The organism is Pseudarthrobacter sulfonivorans (assembly GCF_024391045.1).
Classification (GTDB): domain Bacteria; phylum Actinomycetota; class Actinomycetes; order Actinomycetales; family Micrococcaceae; genus Arthrobacter; species Arthrobacter sulfonivorans_B.
In genome coordinates this window covers 46,393-60,962 of sequence record NZ_JANFCZ010000026.1, presented here as the reverse complement: position 1 = coordinate 60,962, position 14,570 = coordinate 46,393, and the positions used below count along the sequence as shown (strand labels likewise).

Annotated in this window: 15 protein-coding genes and 1 pseudogene; 6 read left to right on the top strand and 10 right to left on the bottom strand. The window is 65.5% G+C overall.

Annotation, left to right across the window (positions count from 1 at the left end):
* Positions 1-337: 337 nt before the first annotated feature.
* Positions 338-1,078, top strand: coding sequence for an SDR family oxidoreductase (locus tag NQJ30_RS15745; protein ID WP_255770949.1), 741 nt, complete (start codon positions 338-340; stop codon positions 1,076-1,078).
* Between the two features lie 56 nt (positions 1,079-1,134).
* On the opposite strand, the gene uraH is transcribed toward NQJ30_RS15745, so the two are convergent.
* From uraH to NQJ30_RS15725, 4 genes are all read right to left on the bottom strand, one after another.
* Complete coding sequence (gene uraH / locus NQJ30_RS15740; RefSeq protein ID WP_255770948.1) at positions 1,135-1,476, bottom strand: hydroxyisourate hydrolase; 342 nt, start codon at positions 1,474-1,476, stop codon at positions 1,135-1,137.
* The gene (gene uraD / locus NQJ30_RS15735; protein ID WP_255770947.1) at positions 1,473-1,970 is read right to left on the bottom strand and encodes a 2-oxo-4-hydroxy-4-carboxy-5-ureidoimidazoline decarboxylase; all 498 of its coding nucleotides are present in this window, start codon (positions 1,968-1,970) and stop codon (positions 1,473-1,475) included. The genes uraH and uraD overlap by 4 nt, the downstream gene beginning before the upstream one ends.
* A gap of 185 nt (positions 1,971-2,155) precedes the next feature.
* A complete protein-coding gene (locus NQJ30_RS15730) occupies positions 2,156-2,791 on the bottom strand; it encodes an AmiS/UreI family transporter (RefSeq protein ID WP_255770946.1) in 636 nt (211 codons plus the stop codon).
* Positions 2,792-3,225: 434 nt separating this feature from the next.
* Positions 3,226-3,543, bottom strand: coding sequence for a hypothetical protein (locus NQJ30_RS15725; RefSeq protein WP_255770945.1), 318 nt, complete (start codon positions 3,541-3,543; stop codon positions 3,226-3,228).
* 288 nt (positions 3,544-3,831) lie between these two features.
* Here NQJ30_RS15725 and NQJ30_RS15720 point away from each other — a divergent pair, with 288 nt between their 5' ends.
* On the top strand, positions 3,832-4,104 hold the full coding sequence (locus tag NQJ30_RS15720; protein ID WP_255770944.1) for a hypothetical protein: 273 nt from the start codon (positions 3,832-3,834) through the stop codon (positions 4,102-4,104).
* Between the two features lie 247 nt (positions 4,105-4,351).
* Positions 4,352-5,599 (top strand): endonuclease/exonuclease/phosphatase family protein, encoded by a 1,248-nt coding sequence (locus tag NQJ30_RS15715; protein ID WP_255770943.1) that lies wholly within the window; start codon positions 4,352-4,354, stop codon positions 5,597-5,599.
* A gap of 259 nt (positions 5,600-5,858) precedes the next feature.
* On the opposite strand, the gene NQJ30_RS15710 is transcribed toward NQJ30_RS15715, so the two are convergent.
* The 5 genes from NQJ30_RS15710 to NQJ30_RS15690 form a co-directional block, all read right to left on the bottom strand.
* Positions 5,859-7,103: a M20 metallopeptidase family protein gene (locus tag NQJ30_RS15710; protein WP_255770942.1), complete on the bottom strand. Its 1,245-nt coding sequence runs from the start codon at positions 7,101-7,103 to the stop codon at positions 5,859-5,861.
* Positions 7,104-7,137: 34 nt separating this feature from the next.
* A complete protein-coding gene (locus tag NQJ30_RS15705) occupies positions 7,138-7,935 on the bottom strand; it encodes an amino acid ABC transporter ATP-binding protein (protein ID WP_308215259.1) in 798 nt (265 codons plus the stop codon).
* Between the two features lie 5 nt (positions 7,936-7,940).
* Positions 7,941-8,897, bottom strand: a complete 957-nt coding sequence (locus NQJ30_RS15700; RefSeq protein WP_255770941.1) for an amino acid ABC transporter permease — start codon at positions 8,895-8,897, stop codon at positions 7,941-7,943.
* A 26-nt stretch (positions 8,898-8,923) separates the two neighbouring features.
* A complete protein-coding gene (locus tag NQJ30_RS15695; protein WP_255770940.1) occupies positions 8,924-9,844 on the bottom strand; it encodes an ABC transporter substrate-binding protein in 921 nt (306 codons plus the stop codon).
* 70 nt (positions 9,845-9,914) lie between these two features.
* On the bottom strand, positions 9,915-10,877 hold the full coding sequence (locus tag NQJ30_RS15690) for a hypothetical protein (RefSeq protein WP_255770939.1): 963 nt from the start codon (positions 10,875-10,877) through the stop codon (positions 9,915-9,917).
* A gap of 128 nt (positions 10,878-11,005) precedes the next feature.
* On the opposite strand from NQJ30_RS15690, the gene NQJ30_RS15685 reads away from it, so the two are divergent.
* The 3 genes and pseudogenes from NQJ30_RS15685 (at position 11,006) to NQJ30_RS19145 (ending at position 13,403) form a co-directional block, all read left to right on the top strand.
* The gene (locus NQJ30_RS15685) at positions 11,006-12,367 is read left to right on the top strand and encodes an aminotransferase class I/II-fold pyridoxal phosphate-dependent enzyme (protein WP_255770938.1); all 1,362 of its coding nucleotides are present in this window, start codon (positions 11,006-11,008) and stop codon (positions 12,365-12,367) included.
* 261 nt (positions 12,368-12,628) lie between these two features.
* Positions 12,629-13,131 (top strand): annotated as a pseudogene (locus tag NQJ30_RS15680) (MFS transporter); the annotation flags it as partial.
* Positions 13,086-13,403: a hypothetical protein gene (locus NQJ30_RS19145; RefSeq protein WP_374113276.1), complete on the top strand. Its 318-nt coding sequence runs from the start codon at positions 13,086-13,088 to the stop codon at positions 13,401-13,403. The pseudogene NQJ30_RS15680 and the gene NQJ30_RS19145, both read left to right, overlap by 46 nt.
* A gap of 129 nt (positions 13,404-13,532) precedes the next feature.
* Here the strand turns inward: NQJ30_RS19145 and NQJ30_RS15675 are convergent, their stop codons facing one another.
* Complete coding sequence (locus NQJ30_RS15675; RefSeq protein WP_255770937.1) at positions 13,533-14,462, bottom strand: NADP-dependent oxidoreductase; 930 nt, start codon at positions 14,460-14,462, stop codon at positions 13,533-13,535.
* Between the last annotated feature and the right edge of the window lie 108 nt (positions 14,463-14,570).

Below are 14,570 nucleotides of genomic sequence, written 5' to 3'. Positions count from 1 at the left end.
CGATCAGGCAGCTGGTTAGTCAACCCGCTGAGGATATGGGAGGTATCTTCTCCTGCAGCCATGGCAGCCTCGTTTCATCTTTGAATGTCTGGGCCAAGTTTTCGTATTGTGAGAAAACTTTCTTGCTGTTCGAGATTAGCGAGAGGGGTGCGGGTAGTCAAGGTGGCAGGGCGGCCGACGGAGGCGGGTGCCTCATGCGGGCCTTCTCACCGATTGTGACTGCTGCGGTGGGCTGCCGGACTGACACCCGAGGGGCGGCGTCATAGGCTACACACCGGCGGCAGGATGGCCGCCCCGGACCCAGGAGGACCCCATCACTGCCACCCCAGAACCCAACGTGAGAGTCGCCGTCGTCACCGGAGCAGGTTCAGGCATCGGCCGCGCGGTGGCGCGGCTCATGCTGGCCGAGGGCTACCGGGTGGTGCTGGCCGGACGGCGGGAGGCACAGCTGCTGGCGGCCGCCGACGGCCATTCGCAGGCGCATGCGGTTCCGTGCGATGTCACTGTGCCCGACGACGTCGAGCGGCTTTTTGCCGCGGCGCTCCGGCGGTGGGGGAGAGTGGATGTGCTGTTCAACAACGCCGGCGTAGCCGGCCCCGCGGCCTCGGTGGATGAGATCAGCCCGGCGGACTGGGGAGCCACGCTGGCGGTCAACCTGACGGGCTCCATGCTGTGCGCGGCCGCCGCGGTCCGGGCGATGAAAGCGCAGTCGCCGCAGGGCGGCCGGATCATCAATAACGGGTCAATCGCTGCGCATTCGCCACGGCCGCGCACGGTGGCGTACACGGTCAGCAAGCACGCCATCACGGGACTGACCAAGAGCATCGAGCTGGACGGCCGCGGGTTCGGCATCACCTGCGGGCAGATCGACATCGGCAACACGGCCACGGAGATCATGGACACGCTGGGCGTCGGTTCCGGTGCCCTCCAGGCCGACGGGAGCCGGAAAGTGGAGCCGACGTTTCCGGTGGAGGAGGCGGCCCGGGCCGTACTCATGATGGCGGGGATGCCGCCGTCGGCCAGTGTGGGCTCGGTGGTGATGACGGCCGCGGGGATGCCGTTCATCGGGCGCGGCTAGGGAGGCGCGGCCAGAGAGACCTGCACTGCTGGGGTCCTGGGCCGCGCCCTGCCCGGTCAGCTTCCGCGGTAGCTGGAAAAGGAGAACGGGCTCAGCAGCAACGGGACGTGGTAGTGCGGTTCGTCGCGGTCCACGGTGAACACGAGCACCACCTCCGGGAAGAAAGTGGCCGTGTTGCTGTTCGCGAAGTACTCGGCGGTGGTGAACTGCAGGCGGTAGGTTCCGGATTCAAGCACCTCGGGACCGAGGTCCTTGACCCGGCCGTCGGTATCAGTGGTGGCGGCGGCAACCTCGGACCATGCGCCTTGATTTCCGGCTTCCAGGCGGACCGGGATTCCTGCCGCAGGCTTGCCTGTGGAGGTGTCCAGGACGTGGGTGGTTATGTGGGACGGGGTCATTCGCTCATCATTCCTTCAAGCCTGTGGACGGCAATTTCACGCAGCTGTTGCTGCACGATGGGGTTTTCCTCGGCGGCGCTGTGGGAGATCCTGGACTGGAGTGCCTCGAGGATCTCTTCCTTGCTGCGGCCGGCGGCGCGGATCAGGAAGACCCGGCCGAATTTCTCTTCGTAGCTCCGGTTGCCTTCCACGAGTGCGGCGGCCACGGCGGGCGTGGTGCCGCCCAGGGCTTCCTGTTCAGCGCGGGAGAGGCGGGCCTCGGAACTGTCGCCGGCTGCGCGCTCACCAATTCTCGGATGGTGGGCCAGTGCCGAATCGACTTCCTGGTCCGTGAACGGCAGGGCTGCGCGGCCCGCAAAGGCGAGGAGTTCGTCCACGGAGGCGAACGGGCGGGCGTCGGCGATCTGGTTAACCCACCGCGGGATATCAAGGCAGGGGCGCAGCGCCGAGACGATCTCGGTACGGTCAGCCTCGTTGAATTTCTGGAGCATCATTGCCGGTCCTTCTGCTGGTGCGGGCATCCACGTCATCTCGCCTTCTCCGGCATTTCATATCGTGGAAGTTTTATTTCAACATACGCAACAGTGAAGCGCAAGCGGTTTTCCGTGTCAACCTGGCCGGCGGCGCTGCGGAATGCGACTGCAGTCGGTCCGGGAGGCAGCCGGCTGCTGCTCGGATCCTACGCGGTCCGGGCGGGCAGGCGGGGTGCTGGATGTCCGGGCCGGCGTTTGCGCCGGCCGAGCCGCGCCGCCAGCAGGAAGAGCGTCGTCAACACTGCGGCAGCCGTGGCGGCCGTGGCCTGGCTGTCGGGCCAATTCCCGGACAGTCCCAGAAGTGCCGGTGCTGTGGCGGTCGTCTGGCTCAGCAGCACTAGGGACCAGCCGATAAAGGGGATGAGGTTAACGCGTCCCAGTACCATCTGGACGAAGAATAAAGCCCACAGGACGGCCCACGCGAGCCACAAGACGCTCAGAAGCGGATCGGTGTTGAACCAGGCCGTTGCGAGCAGGAGCCCCAGCGCGCCCGCCAAGCCGCTGAACCATCCCAGGCCCTGGGATCCGAGCTGCAGGACTGTGTTTAGTCCGACGTAAACGTACGTCAGGGCGAACAGGAACATGCCCGCGGCGCTGAGGAGGGTTTGGGGCTCGGCGTCGCTATTTGTTGCCACAAAGGCGATTCCCAGTGCCAGCTGGACCCCGCCGATCAGCATGCTGAACATGGCAGAGTCCCGCAGGGGGATCCGGCCCAAGAGTCCCAGCCCATTGATCAGCAGCGCTGCGCCGGACAACAGAAGGCCCAGGTAAAGCATGATCATCTACTCCTATGTAGGTGGCGTGGGTCCTCGGTGTGGAAGCCCGACTATGGGCACTTCGTTATTCCGATATATGGAATTAAAATACTACTCTACGAAATATGAGTTCTTCGCGTGCCATCTAGGCCCGGTGGCGCGGTTCGACGATCACCAAGGCGCCGGGAAGTGCGGCACTTTGGAGGCTGGGTCAAAGCTCCCCGGGGGTTGTGCTTGTGCAGGCGGGACCACCCGGGAAACGCTCAAGCGTCACCCCAGGCACGCTTTTGAAGGACGCACGACGGCGGGCCCGGGTTTTCCGTGGCGCCCTCCCCGAGAGTGGTCCAAAAGGGTGCCGTGCGTGACGCGCGCAACAGTACGCGGCACCCGAGGTATGCCGGTCGGACCGGCGGCCGCGACCGTCACACCCTGGATGCCTGGTTTATGGTTGCCGAATAGTCCTAGCCGTTGTCCGCGGCGTCTCCGGTGTCCTCCCATATGACGTCCAGGTTGTGGAAGGTCACGGGTCCGTCGCACAGTTCGGCCATCTTGGCGGCAAACTCGGACGTTTCGGGCCGGCCTGAATTCTCCATCGCAGACTCGAAGGAATCGAAGTTGACGATGGTGAAATAGGTCCCGGGGTGGTCCCTGTCCGCAGTGGCAAAAATGTGGCGGAACGTGGGTTGAGTGCTGCCCCCGGTTCGTGAGGGGCGGCCCAGTTCTTCGATCTCCTTGATCCGGGAGCTCTTGAATTCGATGATCTGCACAAACCCGGCCATGACGACTCCTCGACAGCGGTGGATGTTGACGCGGCCTAGATTAGTCCCGTCAGTGCACGGCGAACAGGGGATAAATGCCCTACCGAAGTAATGGTGAGCCTCCCCACCTTATTTTGAGTAGGTCATAATAAGTCCGTAAGGTTGGATGCAGGCCACCGTAGCCCTTGAGTACCGCACCGGTGAACATACCCGGGCCAGTGGGGCAAGCGACACAATGCGCAACCGTCCTCCTGCTTGAGCGGCACAACAACCTGTACGGCCCTCATCCTGCAACCCCAAGGAGAACCCATGACTTTGCTGACCGAACGCACCGCAACATCATCCGCCTCTGAAACCACCCTGAAGACCGCCGCCTGGAACTCTGCCGCTGACACCACAGTGCGCGGCGGCAGCTACGTGTCCGTCCCCGCCGACGGCGTCTACGTCGAGGGCGGTTATGTCACCGCCCCCGGAAACCCGAGCCCCGTCACCCGCGGCAGTTATGTCACCGTAGACGGCGCTGCCCTCGTTGCCGCACGCGTCATCGAGGGCAGCTACGTCACGCTTCCGACGGCGGCCTAGGGTCCGTGCCCTGCGGAGGACCGTGCCGCGAGGGCAGGAAAGGAGGCCGACGGCGACACCCAAGTTTCGCCGTCGGCCTCCTTTTTCGCGTCAGAGCAGGCCTCCCGACGTGGCTGCCATCCGATGGTCGCGGGCCGCAATGCGGATTCATTTCCGTTCGCCTGAGGTACTCCTTCCGGCCATCTTGGCGGCTTAGGTTGTACGGACCTTCACTCGTACCCCTCATTTCGCGCTGCCAAGGAGCCCCATGTCCTCGAGACGCCCACTTACTGCTGTAGTCACCGCCGCTGTTCTAGGCGGCCTCGCCATCGGTTTCGGCGGAGCTCCGGCCGCCGCCGATCCGAAGGCCGAGTCCAAAACGGACCGGACGGTGGACCTGCGGGTGGCCACGTATAACCTGTCGCTCAACCGGGCCGGCGCCGGCGAACTCGAGGCCGATCTGAGCACTCCGGACGACCAGCAGGCGCGCACCGTGGCCGAGGTCATCCAGCGTGCCAACCCGGACGTTATCCTGCTGAACGAGTTCGACTACGTGCCCGGGATGCGTGCCGCCGACCTGTTCCGCGAGAACTACCTGGCGATCGGGCAGGGCGGCGCCGATCCCGTCGACTACCCCCACGCCTATGTAGCGCCCTCGAACACCGGGATCCCCAGCGGGTTCGACCTCAACAACGACGGCAAGATCGGTGGTGCCGACGACGCCCTGGGGTTCGGCGCATTCGAAGGTCAGTACGGGATGGCCATCCTGTCGAAGTACCCCATCGACACGGAGAACGTGCGGACGTTCCAGAACTTCCTGTGGAAGGACATGCCGGGGGCGCTGCTGCCGGACAACCCGGCCACGCCTGAGCCTGCCGACTGGTTTTCCCCGGAGGAGCTTGACGTGGTTCGCCTGTCGAGCAAGTCGCACTGGGATGTCCCGGTGAGGGTGGGCCGCGAAACGGTGCACGTGCTTGCCTCACACCCCACCCCGCCAACGTTTGACGGGCCTGAGGACCGGAACGGGCGCCGTAACCACGACGAGATCCGGTTTTGGGCTGACTACGTCACGCCGGGCAAGTCGCAGTACATCGTGGACGATGAGGGCACAAAGCGCGGGCTCTTGCCCAGCGAACCGTTCGTCATTGTCGGTGACCAGAACGCGGACCCGTTCGACGGCGACTCGGCGGCAGCCGCGGTCAACCAGCTCCTGGATTCCAAGCAGATCGTGGACCCGTTGCCGGCCTCCGATGGTGCCGCGGAGGCGGCGGCCCTGCAGGGCGGAGCCAACGCCACCCACAAGGGCGACCCCCGCAACGACACCGCCGACTTCGGCGACACCGCGCCCGGAAACCTGCGGGCTGACTACGTGCTGCCTTCACGCAAGACAACGGTCCTCGGCTCCGGTGTGTTCTGGCCGACCCAGGCGAACCCGCTCTCACGGCTGACCGGGGTCTACCCGTTCCCGAGCAGCGACCACCGGCTGGTTTGGGTGGACCTGCAGGTGCGCAAGTAGCTGGCGGCCTCCATATCCCCTGCCGCCGCTACCCAACGCCACCGACCATTTCAGCTGGGGTGCGGCGTTCTACAGCCCGGTTCACTGCTGATCGTCCCACGTCACACTGCTGCCCTCCGTCGTCGTAAAGTAAGACGGCGGTCGGCTGGCCGGGCAGCCTGATCTTCGAATTCAGGGCCTGCCCGCGAAGGCGAGTCACCGGAGCCCGATGGATAGGGAGACCCGCTGCCCTGACGGCACGCGGGGCTCCCCATCGCGTTCACACTTCGGCGCGAAGCCGCTCGAAGGCTAGGGTCGCCAGAAACCGTGCCTGGTCCGGCAAGACACCGTCGTCAAAGACGGCCCGAGCGGAATGGATCGGCGCCCAATCCTTCGGGTCCATGTCCGGTGAGCCCGCGCCCAGGTGGCCGAAAGCCCCCGGAACCTGCAACAGGACGCAGGAGAAGTCCTCGGAGCCTGCCTTCGGATTGGCAAGGAGCTCGAAACGGTGCTGCCCGTAGAGCGAAATTGCCGTCTGCTCCCAGAACAGGGCTTCGCCGTCGTTGTTGATGGTGGCTGGGAGCTTGGGTGTGAAGGAAACATTTGCTGCGAGCTGGTGTGCCTCGGCAAGCTTCCGCAGCATGTCCGGAAGTTCTGTCTGCAGGCGCCTGCTCACGGCCGGGCTGAAGGAACGCACTCCCGCCGTGAAAGTGGCGGTATCCGGGATGATGTTCGCCGCCGTTCCGCCAGCGAACTTCCCTACGGTGAGAATGACCGGATCGAACACATTGAACCTGCGTGTCACGAAGGTCTGCAGGGCCCCCACCATTTCCGCAGCCACCTGCACCGGATCGAGTGTCTGGAAGGGCCGTGATCCGTGCCCTCCACGCCCCAGGACTTCCACCTGGAGTTCGCCCATGGCAGCCATGTATGGGCCGGGGCGGGTGGTGAAGAGGCCTGACGGGGCATCGGAGGCCATATGGACTCCGTAGGCTGCGACGGGACGGGGCCCGGCCGCGTCTAGGACGCCTTCGGCGATCATGACCTCGGCGCCGCCATGCCCTTCTTCGCCCGGCTGGAACATAAAGATCACGTCGCCGGGGAGCTGGTCCCGCACCGCGTGCAGGAGTCGGGCGGCGCCGACGAGTCCGGCGGTGTGCAGGTCGTGCCCGCAGGCGTGCATGGCCCCGTTGGCGGAGGCGAACGCCACCCCGGTCTTCTCGGTGATGGGCAGCCCGTCCATGTCGCCTCTGAGGAGGACCGAGGAACGCGCGACGCCGGGTGCGGACGGCAGCCCGCCGCGCAGTACCGCTACTACCGAGGTTGAGTTGGTGCCCAGGGTGATTTCCAGGTCCAGTCCGCGCAGGGCCTCGAGGACCCTGCCCTGGGTGCGCGGCAGTTGCAGTCCCAGTTCGGGATAGGCGTGCATCTCCCGTCGGAACGCGACCAGGTCACTGGCCAGCGAGGCGTCTCTTGCCAGCGCCTCTCCGATAGCGTCCGTGGCTGTTGGTGTAGCAATGGTCATGGGGTTCTCCGGTCTGGTGTTGACGCTCATCGGTCTAGAGGAAGCGCGCCAGGAAGCTGCGCGTCCGTTCGTGCTGCGGGTTGCCGATGACCTGCTCCGGCGTGCCTTGCTCAACCACTACGCCGCCGTCCATGAACACCACCCGGTCCGCTGCCTCACGGGCGAAGCTGATCTCGTGGGTGACCACAACCATGGTCAGGCCCGTGGCGGACAGTTCGCGCATGGTGGCCAGGACTTCGCCCACGAGCTCCGGGTCCAGGGCGGAGGTTGGCTCATCGAACAGCATGAGCTTGGGGCGCATGGCCAGGGCGCGGGCGATGGCCACGCGCTGCTGCTGGCCGCCGGAGAGCTGGCGCGGGTAGGCGTCTTCCTTGCCCGCTAGGTTCACCTGGGCCAGCAGCTTCCTTGCCCGCGCTGTCGCCTCAGCCCGGGATTCCTTCTTAATGCCCACGGGGGCTTCAATGATGTTCTGGAGCACCGTCATGTGTGAGAACAGGTTGAACTGCTGAAACACCATGCCTATGTCCTGGCGCCGGCGCGCTATCTGGCTGGGGGCAAGTTCGTGGAGTCGGCCGTGTTTGACCTCGTACCCTACGTCCTGCCCGTCCACCAGGATCCGGCCGCCGTTCAGTTCCTCCAGGAGGTTGATGCACCGCAGGAAAGTGGACTTGCCGGAGCCGGAGGGGCCCAGGATGACCACGGTTTCGCCCTGGGTGACTTCCAGGTCGATGCCGGACAGGACCTCGTTGTGGCCGAAGCTCTTCCGAACGCCGTTCGCGACGAGGACGGGGCCGTTGGTCTGGGCTGCTGTTTCGATGGGTGATGTGGCGATCTGGCTCACAGTACTTCTCCGTTGTCTTTGGCGGGAGCCTTCACGCTTCCGGCGGGGACGGCTGCAGGCTTGGCGGGACGTTTGAACCCGCCGGTGAGGAACTGGAAGAATCCCGGTTCGTCCCGCTTGGAACTGCGCGAGTAGTGCCGCTCAATGAAGGACTGGCCGATGTTGAGCAGGGTGGTCATCACTAGGTACCAGATCACGGAGACAATCAGCAGCGGAATGGTTTCGAAGGTCCGGTTGTAGATGGACTGTGCGGTGTAGAACAGGTCCGCCATCGCAATGACGCTCACCAGCGAGGTTGCCTTCAGCATGCTGATCACCTGGTTGCCCGTGGGCGGGATGATGAACCGCATCGCCTGGGGAAGGATGACCCGCCGCATCACCCGGTAGTTGGTCATGCCCACCGAGTAGCCGGCTTCCCGCTGGCCCGGGTCAACCGAGAGCAGTCCGCCCCGGACGATTTCTGCCATGTAGGCGGCTTCGTGGAGACCCAGGCCGAGGATCGCTACCAGCATCGGGGTGACCACGCTGTTGGTTTCCGTGGCCCACATGGGCGGTGCGAACGGGATGCCGAACGAGAGCTGGGGAACCAGGGCGGAGAGGTTGTAGAAGAAGATGAGCTGGACCAGGAGCGGGGTGCCGCGGAAGAACCAGATGTAGCCGGCCGCGAAGCCGCTCAGGACCGGGTTCTTGGAGATGCGGCAGATGGCCAGGATGACGCCGAGGGCGGTGCCCAGGAGCATCGCCACCACGGTCAGTCCGAGCGTCATCAGCAGGCCCTTGAAGATGACATCGGAGAAGAGGTACTTGCCAACCGTTCCCCACGCGAACCGTTCATTCGTGATGAACAGCTGGAGCAGCTGCGCCGCGAGGATGGCAATGACGCCGACGGCGACCAGCCGCCACGGGTGCTTGCGGCGTGAGGCGTTGGAGACGTCAAGCTGGGATTCGGTCACGGGAGACGTTCCTGTCAGGGTGGGCATCAGGACACACCCAGGTTCAGGCCGGCTTTGTCGATCATGTTGCCGTCGAGCTTGTGGTCTTTCATGATCTTTTCGTAGGTGCCGTTTTCGTGCAGGATGTTGAACGCCTTGAGCAGGACGTCGGCCATGGGCGAGTCAACGGGCACCACGGCGCCCTGGAAGAGGTCATCGAAGCCGTTCTTCTTGCCGGTTCCGGTGAGTTCCAGCGCGCCGTTGGCCTGCTCCACGAAGTAGGTCAGGGGTGCCTGGGACGAGAAGAAGGCGTCGGCGCGGCTGGACTGCACGGACAAGATGGCCGTCGGCTGGTCTTTATAGGACTGGACTTCGATGGCGGGGTTGCCGGCGGCGGTGCACTTCTCCGACTGGCCCTTGATGACCTTTTCGGCAGAGCCGCTGGCCATCACGGAAACCTTCTTGCCGCAGGTGGATTCGAGGTCCGAGATGCCCGCCGGGTTCCCCTTCCGGACGGCGAAGACGACGTACTCCTGGACCCAGTCAACGAACGTCCCCTGTTTCTGGCGTTCCTTGAAGTCGCCCACGGGTCCGAGGTCAACGTCGTAGCGGTCGGCGGCCATTCCGCCGAGGACGCTGGCCAGCCCGTCAACGGTCACGTGTTCGATGCTGACGCCCAGCAGTTCACTCATCGCCTTGGAGATGTCCGCGGTTGCACCGTCCATTTCGCCGTTGGCGCCGACGATTGTGTACGGGGGGAAGGAACCGTTGTTGACGGCCACGATCTTCTTGGCCGCCTTGATCTTCTCGGGCAGGGCATCGTGCAGTTCCTGGTTGAAGGCCTGCGGTGCGGCTGAGCTGCCTGCGGAACCGGAGGTGGTGCCGGCGGGGCTGGAATCGACGGAGCACCCGGTCAGGGCGAGGGCGACGACGGCGGTGAGGGCGCCGAGTTTGCTTGAGGTTTTCATGGTTGTACCTGTCTGCCTTGGGGGATTCGTAGGGTGGAGGGCGGCGTGGAGGGTTGCCGCCGGAGTTGGGTCAGGACAAAACTTCGGAGGGTTCGGGCTTGAACGGGAAGAGGTCATCATCGGCCAGCTGGCTTGCGAGCAGACCTTGGGCGATCATTTCGGTCTGGAGGCCACTGATCATAAGTTGGTTATGTTTCCAACCGGTTGCCATCCAGTTAGAACCAAACACCCGGGTGGTCTCGGCCAGGGCTTCGTTCTGCCAGGGCGTGACGTCCTGGAGCTTCCCGCGCCGGCTGTCGCTCAGTATCCGGGAGGACTCAAAAAGGTCAACGAGTTCCTGCGCAGCCCCCGGGTTTTCCTCGAGCACCCGCGTCTGGACGGCCAGCAGGTGGATTCCGGGGACATACCCCGTTGACCGGTAGTACTCCTCTTCGGCGGCGCGGGAATCCCGGAACAGGGTGCGCAACGGTGAGCCGGGTTCGTAGAAGCCCGGCGGCATGAACGGCGTCATCACGGCGTCAAGTGCCCCGCGGAGGAGCATGTCCACCATGGGTTCCTCGTCTTCGCAGGGCTGCACGTTGTCCGGCACCGCGATGGCACCGATCCTGTCCTGGATGGGGTGGGCGGCAGTGAGCCGGCCCAGGCGCCAGTCGGCGTCTTCAATGCCCACGCCTGCCTGGCGGAGGACGGCCCGGGTCCAGGTGTTGCCGGTGTCCACCCAGCCGGTCAGCCCGATCCGGGCACCGCGGAGGTCCGCCGCGGTTTCCAGGGGGGACTCGGCCCGTGTGATGATGCAGCGGTGCCGGAAGCCCCGCATGATGAAGACGGGCAGGGCGGTGACTGAGAAGTCGCCTGCGGCGCGGGCCCTGATGTAGCGGCTGAACGAGGTTTCGCCGCCGTCGAGTCCCGGCTCGGACCAGAGGTCCGGAGTGATCTCGCGGCGCTCAAACGCGTAACGGTCCTGGGGGACATCGCCCAAGGCCAAGGGGATCACATGGTCCCAGTTCCGGGTGGCCAACTGAATTCGATTCACTGAAAATTCCTAACTGCGGTCTCTGCTGCAAAGCCAACCGGTGTGATGTGGACTACGGCCCACACTATGTTCAGTTGAACAAACCGTACAAGAGGGTATATGTTACTGAACATAACAAGGGAGCGTGGATGGAATCTGAAGAGGTGTCCGCCGACGGCACATACTTGTCGGCGGCGTGGCTCAGCGCCCAAATTTCCGAACCGTCGGCGTCGGGCATCGCCAGCGCGGTAACCCAGCTGATCCGGGCCGGAGAGGTACCCGCAGGCGTCCAGCTCCCCACGGTCCGGGCCCTCGCAGCCCGGCTGGCCGTGAGCCCCGGGACGGTGTCCGCGGCGTGGAACATGCTCCGGAAACAGCGGGTGATCGAAGGGTCCGGGCGACAGGGCATCCGTGTCCTGGAACGCCCCGCCCTGCTGGCGCCGCAGAGATTCGAGAACGTTTCCCGGTACTGGCAGGGCGGTGTGCTGGACCTGACGCTTGCCGCGCCCGATCCGCTGCTTCTGCCCGACCTGGCGAAAGCCGTTGCCAGCGCAGCCCCCGACCCCGATATGAACTCCTACCGCCGGCCCGGCATTACGCCGGCCCTGGAGGGCGCCGTGAAGGCCAGCTGGGGCTGGGAACCCGAAAGCTGGCTGGCCGTGAACGGCGGGTACGAAGGCATCATCCTGCTCGTGTCCTCAAGCATCCTGCCGGGGCAGCACGTCGCAGTGGCGGACCCGTCCACGCCGCGGCTGCTGGACATCCTGGAGCTGGCCGGCGCCGTGGTTGTACCGGTGGCGACGGACGCGGACGGACCGCTCCCGGAGTCCCTGAAGCAGGCGCTGGCCAAGCAGCCCGTCGCGTTCATCTACGAACCGTGCGCAAATTCCCGGTCGGGCACGAACATGACTCCCGCGCGTCGGGACCTGGTTGCCGACGTCCTTCGCGGCACGCGGGTGCTTATCGTCGAGGACGACGGACTGGGGGAGCTTGCGCTGGGCCCGTATGCGGGTCTGGGGGCGCTGCTTCCAGCGCAGACGGTGCAGGTCCGCAGCTATTCCAAGTCCCACGGCCCGGATCTTCGGCTGGCGGTGATGGGGGGTCCGTCCGAGCCGCTGGAACGGGCCAGGCTTTACCGGCAGTTCGGCGCGGGCTGGACCAGCCGGATCCTGCAGAATGCGCTGGCCTGGATGCTGACCAGCGACGCCGTGAAGGCGCAGGTGGAGCATGCGCGGGCCCGGTACGCCGAGCGAAGGACGCAGATGGCCATGTTGCTTGCCGAACGCGGCGTGCAGGTGGAAAGCCACGACGACGGGCTGGGGCTTTGGGTTCGGGTGCTCAATGAGCAGCAGGCACTGCTGGTGCTGGCCTCGCACGGCGTTGCCTCGGGTGGTTCGTCCGGCGGTTCCATCCGCAGCCAGCCGCCCAGCATCCGCCTGGCGATCGGCCGGCAGCTGGATCGGCCCGAGGAAATAGCCGACCTGTACGCAATGGCATCCCGGGCGTTGTAGGCCCGCAGGCCGGAGTCCGGTGCGGGGGTCCCGCTTCACCTCGGGTTCCAGGCTTCAGGGTAAGCCGGGTCGCCGGTCGCGATGCCCCTGGCACTGCCGAGCCGGGGCCCAGAGTTCACGATGCGTCCTTAAACAGCACCATTGTTGCAGCTATCCAGCAGTGGCAAGATGAGCGCAAGTGTTGGGCTGCTGCCGGCCATCGGGGCCTAAAGAACGACGGCGCGTGCCCGGCTGAGGAGCGATGCGGGCGGTGACCGGGCCATGGCAGAGCACCACGGGCAGCAGCGGCGGTTGAAGGTATCCGATGTCAACGTCGTGAACCGCCGCACGCTCGGAAGGCGCTCGGCGGCACCAACGTGGGCAACACCATGGAGTGGTACGACGTCGGCGTCTTCGGCTACCTCATCACCACCATGGGGCCGGTGTTCCTGCCCGAGGCGGACAGGGCCGTCCAGAACCTGTTCCTGCTGGGCACCTTTGCCGCCACGTTCATCGTCCGGCCCGTGGGTGGCGTGTTCTTCGGCTGGCTGGGCGACAGGATCGGCCGCCAGAAGGTCCTTGCCATGACGCTGATGATCATGGCCGGCGCCGCGTTCGCCGTCGGCCTGCTGCCCGGCTACGCGGTGCTGGGAATCTGGGCGGCGGTGTTGCTGGTGGTGCTCAAACTGGTGCAGGGCTTCTCCACCGGCGGCGAATACTCGGGCGCCACCACGTTCGTGTGCGAGCACGCACCGGACCGGCGCCGCGGCTTCTACGTCAGCTGGTGGCGATGGCGCTGTGCATCCCGTTCACCGGGCGCCTTTCGGACCGGATCGGCCGCCTCCCGGTGGCGTTCTCGGTGCCGAACCTGGCCTCCGCGCTGCCGGCGCTGTTCCCCACCGAACACCGCTACTCAGCCATGGGGATCGCCTACAACGTGGCGGTGGCCAACCAGGACAACGACCCGCTGCTGGACCTGGCCACGCTGCCGTTCGAGGAAAGCTTCGTGGCCGCGCGGGCGTCGCACAACCGGCCGGGTAAGCCGACGGTCATGTAGGAAAGGGCGTACGACGGCGGCACTTGGGTTGTGTGCCGGCAGTCTTGTTTGGCAAAGGGAGCGGCAGAGCTTCCACGCAGGGAAGGCTCCGTCCTTCTGGACGGAGCCTTCGTCAACCAGTGTGCCCGATCAGGAATCCTGGTCCACGGCTACGACGATCTTGCCGCGAGTGTGGCCCTCCATGTTGGAGCGGAAGGCGTCCGCGGCCTTGTCCAGCGGGAAGACCTCGGCAACTTCCACCCGGAGCTTCCGGCTGTCCACCAGCTCTGCGAATGCCTGCAGATCGGCGCCCACCGGGTTGACCCACATCCACTGGCCGCCGTGCCGTTCCACCTCGCTGTCGGCGATGGAGGCGTGCCGGCCTCCCTCGAGCAGCACGGCCAGGGTTGCCTCAAGGTTTCCGCCAACAAAGTCGGCCACCACCTCCACGCCGTCGGGTCGCAATGTGCGGACGCGTTCTTCGAGCCCGTCGCCGTAGGCCACGGGCTCGGCGCCCAAGGAGCGGAGGAAGTCGTGGTTTCCCTCCGAGGCGGTGGCGATGACGCTGGCGCCCAGGGCCACGGCGATTTGGATGCCCAATGAGCCGACGCCGCCGGATCCGCCGTGGATCAGGACGGTTTCGCCGGACTTCAGGCCCAGCCGGTGTAGGACCTGGTACGCGGTGAGGCCGGCTAGCGGCAGGCCCGCCGACTCATTCCACCCGAGCGAGGCCGGCTTCCGGGCCAGGAGCCGCTCCGGCAGGGCGATGTATTCCGCGAAGCTGCCGCCGTGAACGTAGTCCTTGCGGGCGTAGGAGATAACCTCGTCACCGGGCTGGAACTGCCGGGCATCAATGCCCACCGACTCCACCACCCCGGCGACGTCCCAGCCGGGGATGGCCGGGAACTGCAGGTCCATGATGGCGTCCAGGCCGCCGGCCATGATCTTCCAGTCCACCGGGTTTACGGCTGCTGCCTTGACCTTGACCAGGACCATCCCGGGCCCCACCTTCGGCATTGGCTGGTCGCCGTATTCGAGGACGTCCGGGTTTCCGTAAGTGCTGTAAGTGATTGCCTTCATGCTTGGGGCAACGGTGTGGCGGGGCGTCGCTATTCCGGAGGTGCGCGGGGAGTGGCGTATGGCACGGCACAACCCATGCAATGAAAGACAACGCGAAGCCCGGGAATG

What these genes read in the sequence shown, in the direction of transcription:
- uraH (WP_255770948.1), bottom strand. Translation starts at nt 1,476, where the DNA reads ATGACCCCGTCCCACATAACCACCCACGTCCTGGACACCTCCACAGGC.
- uraD (WP_255770947.1), bottom strand. Translation starts at nt 1,970, where the DNA reads ATGATGCTCCAGAAATTCAACGAGGCTGACCGTACCGAGATCGTCTCG.
- NQJ30_RS15730 (WP_255770946.1), bottom strand. Translation starts at nt 2,791, where the DNA reads ATGATCATGCTTTACCTGGGCCTTCTGTTGTCCGGCGCAGCGCTGCTG.
- NQJ30_RS15725 (WP_255770945.1), bottom strand. Translation starts at nt 3,543, where the DNA reads ATGGCCGGGTTTGTGCAGATCATCGAATTCAAGAGCTCCCGGATCAAG.
- NQJ30_RS15720 (WP_255770944.1), top strand. Translation starts at nt 3,832, where the DNA reads ATGACTTTGCTGACCGAACGCACCGCAACATCATCCGCCTCTGAAACC.
- NQJ30_RS15715 (WP_255770943.1), top strand. Translation starts at nt 4,352, where the DNA reads ATGTCCTCGAGACGCCCACTTACTGCTGTAGTCACCGCCGCTGTTCTA.
- NQJ30_RS15710 (WP_255770942.1), bottom strand. Translation starts at nt 7,103, where the DNA reads ATGACCATTGCTACACCAACAGCCACGGACGCTATCGGAGAGGCGCTG.
- NQJ30_RS15695 (WP_255770940.1), bottom strand. Translation starts at nt 9,844, where the DNA reads ATGAAAACCTCAAGCAAACTCGGCGCCCTCACCGCCGTCGTCGCCCTC.
- NQJ30_RS15685 (WP_255770938.1), top strand. Translation starts at nt 11,006, where the DNA reads ATGGAATCTGAAGAGGTGTCCGCCGACGGCACATACTTGTCGGCGGCG.
- NQJ30_RS15675 (WP_255770937.1), bottom strand. Translation starts at nt 14,462, where the DNA reads ATGAAGGCAATCACTTACAGCACTTACGGAAACCCGGACGTCCTCGAA.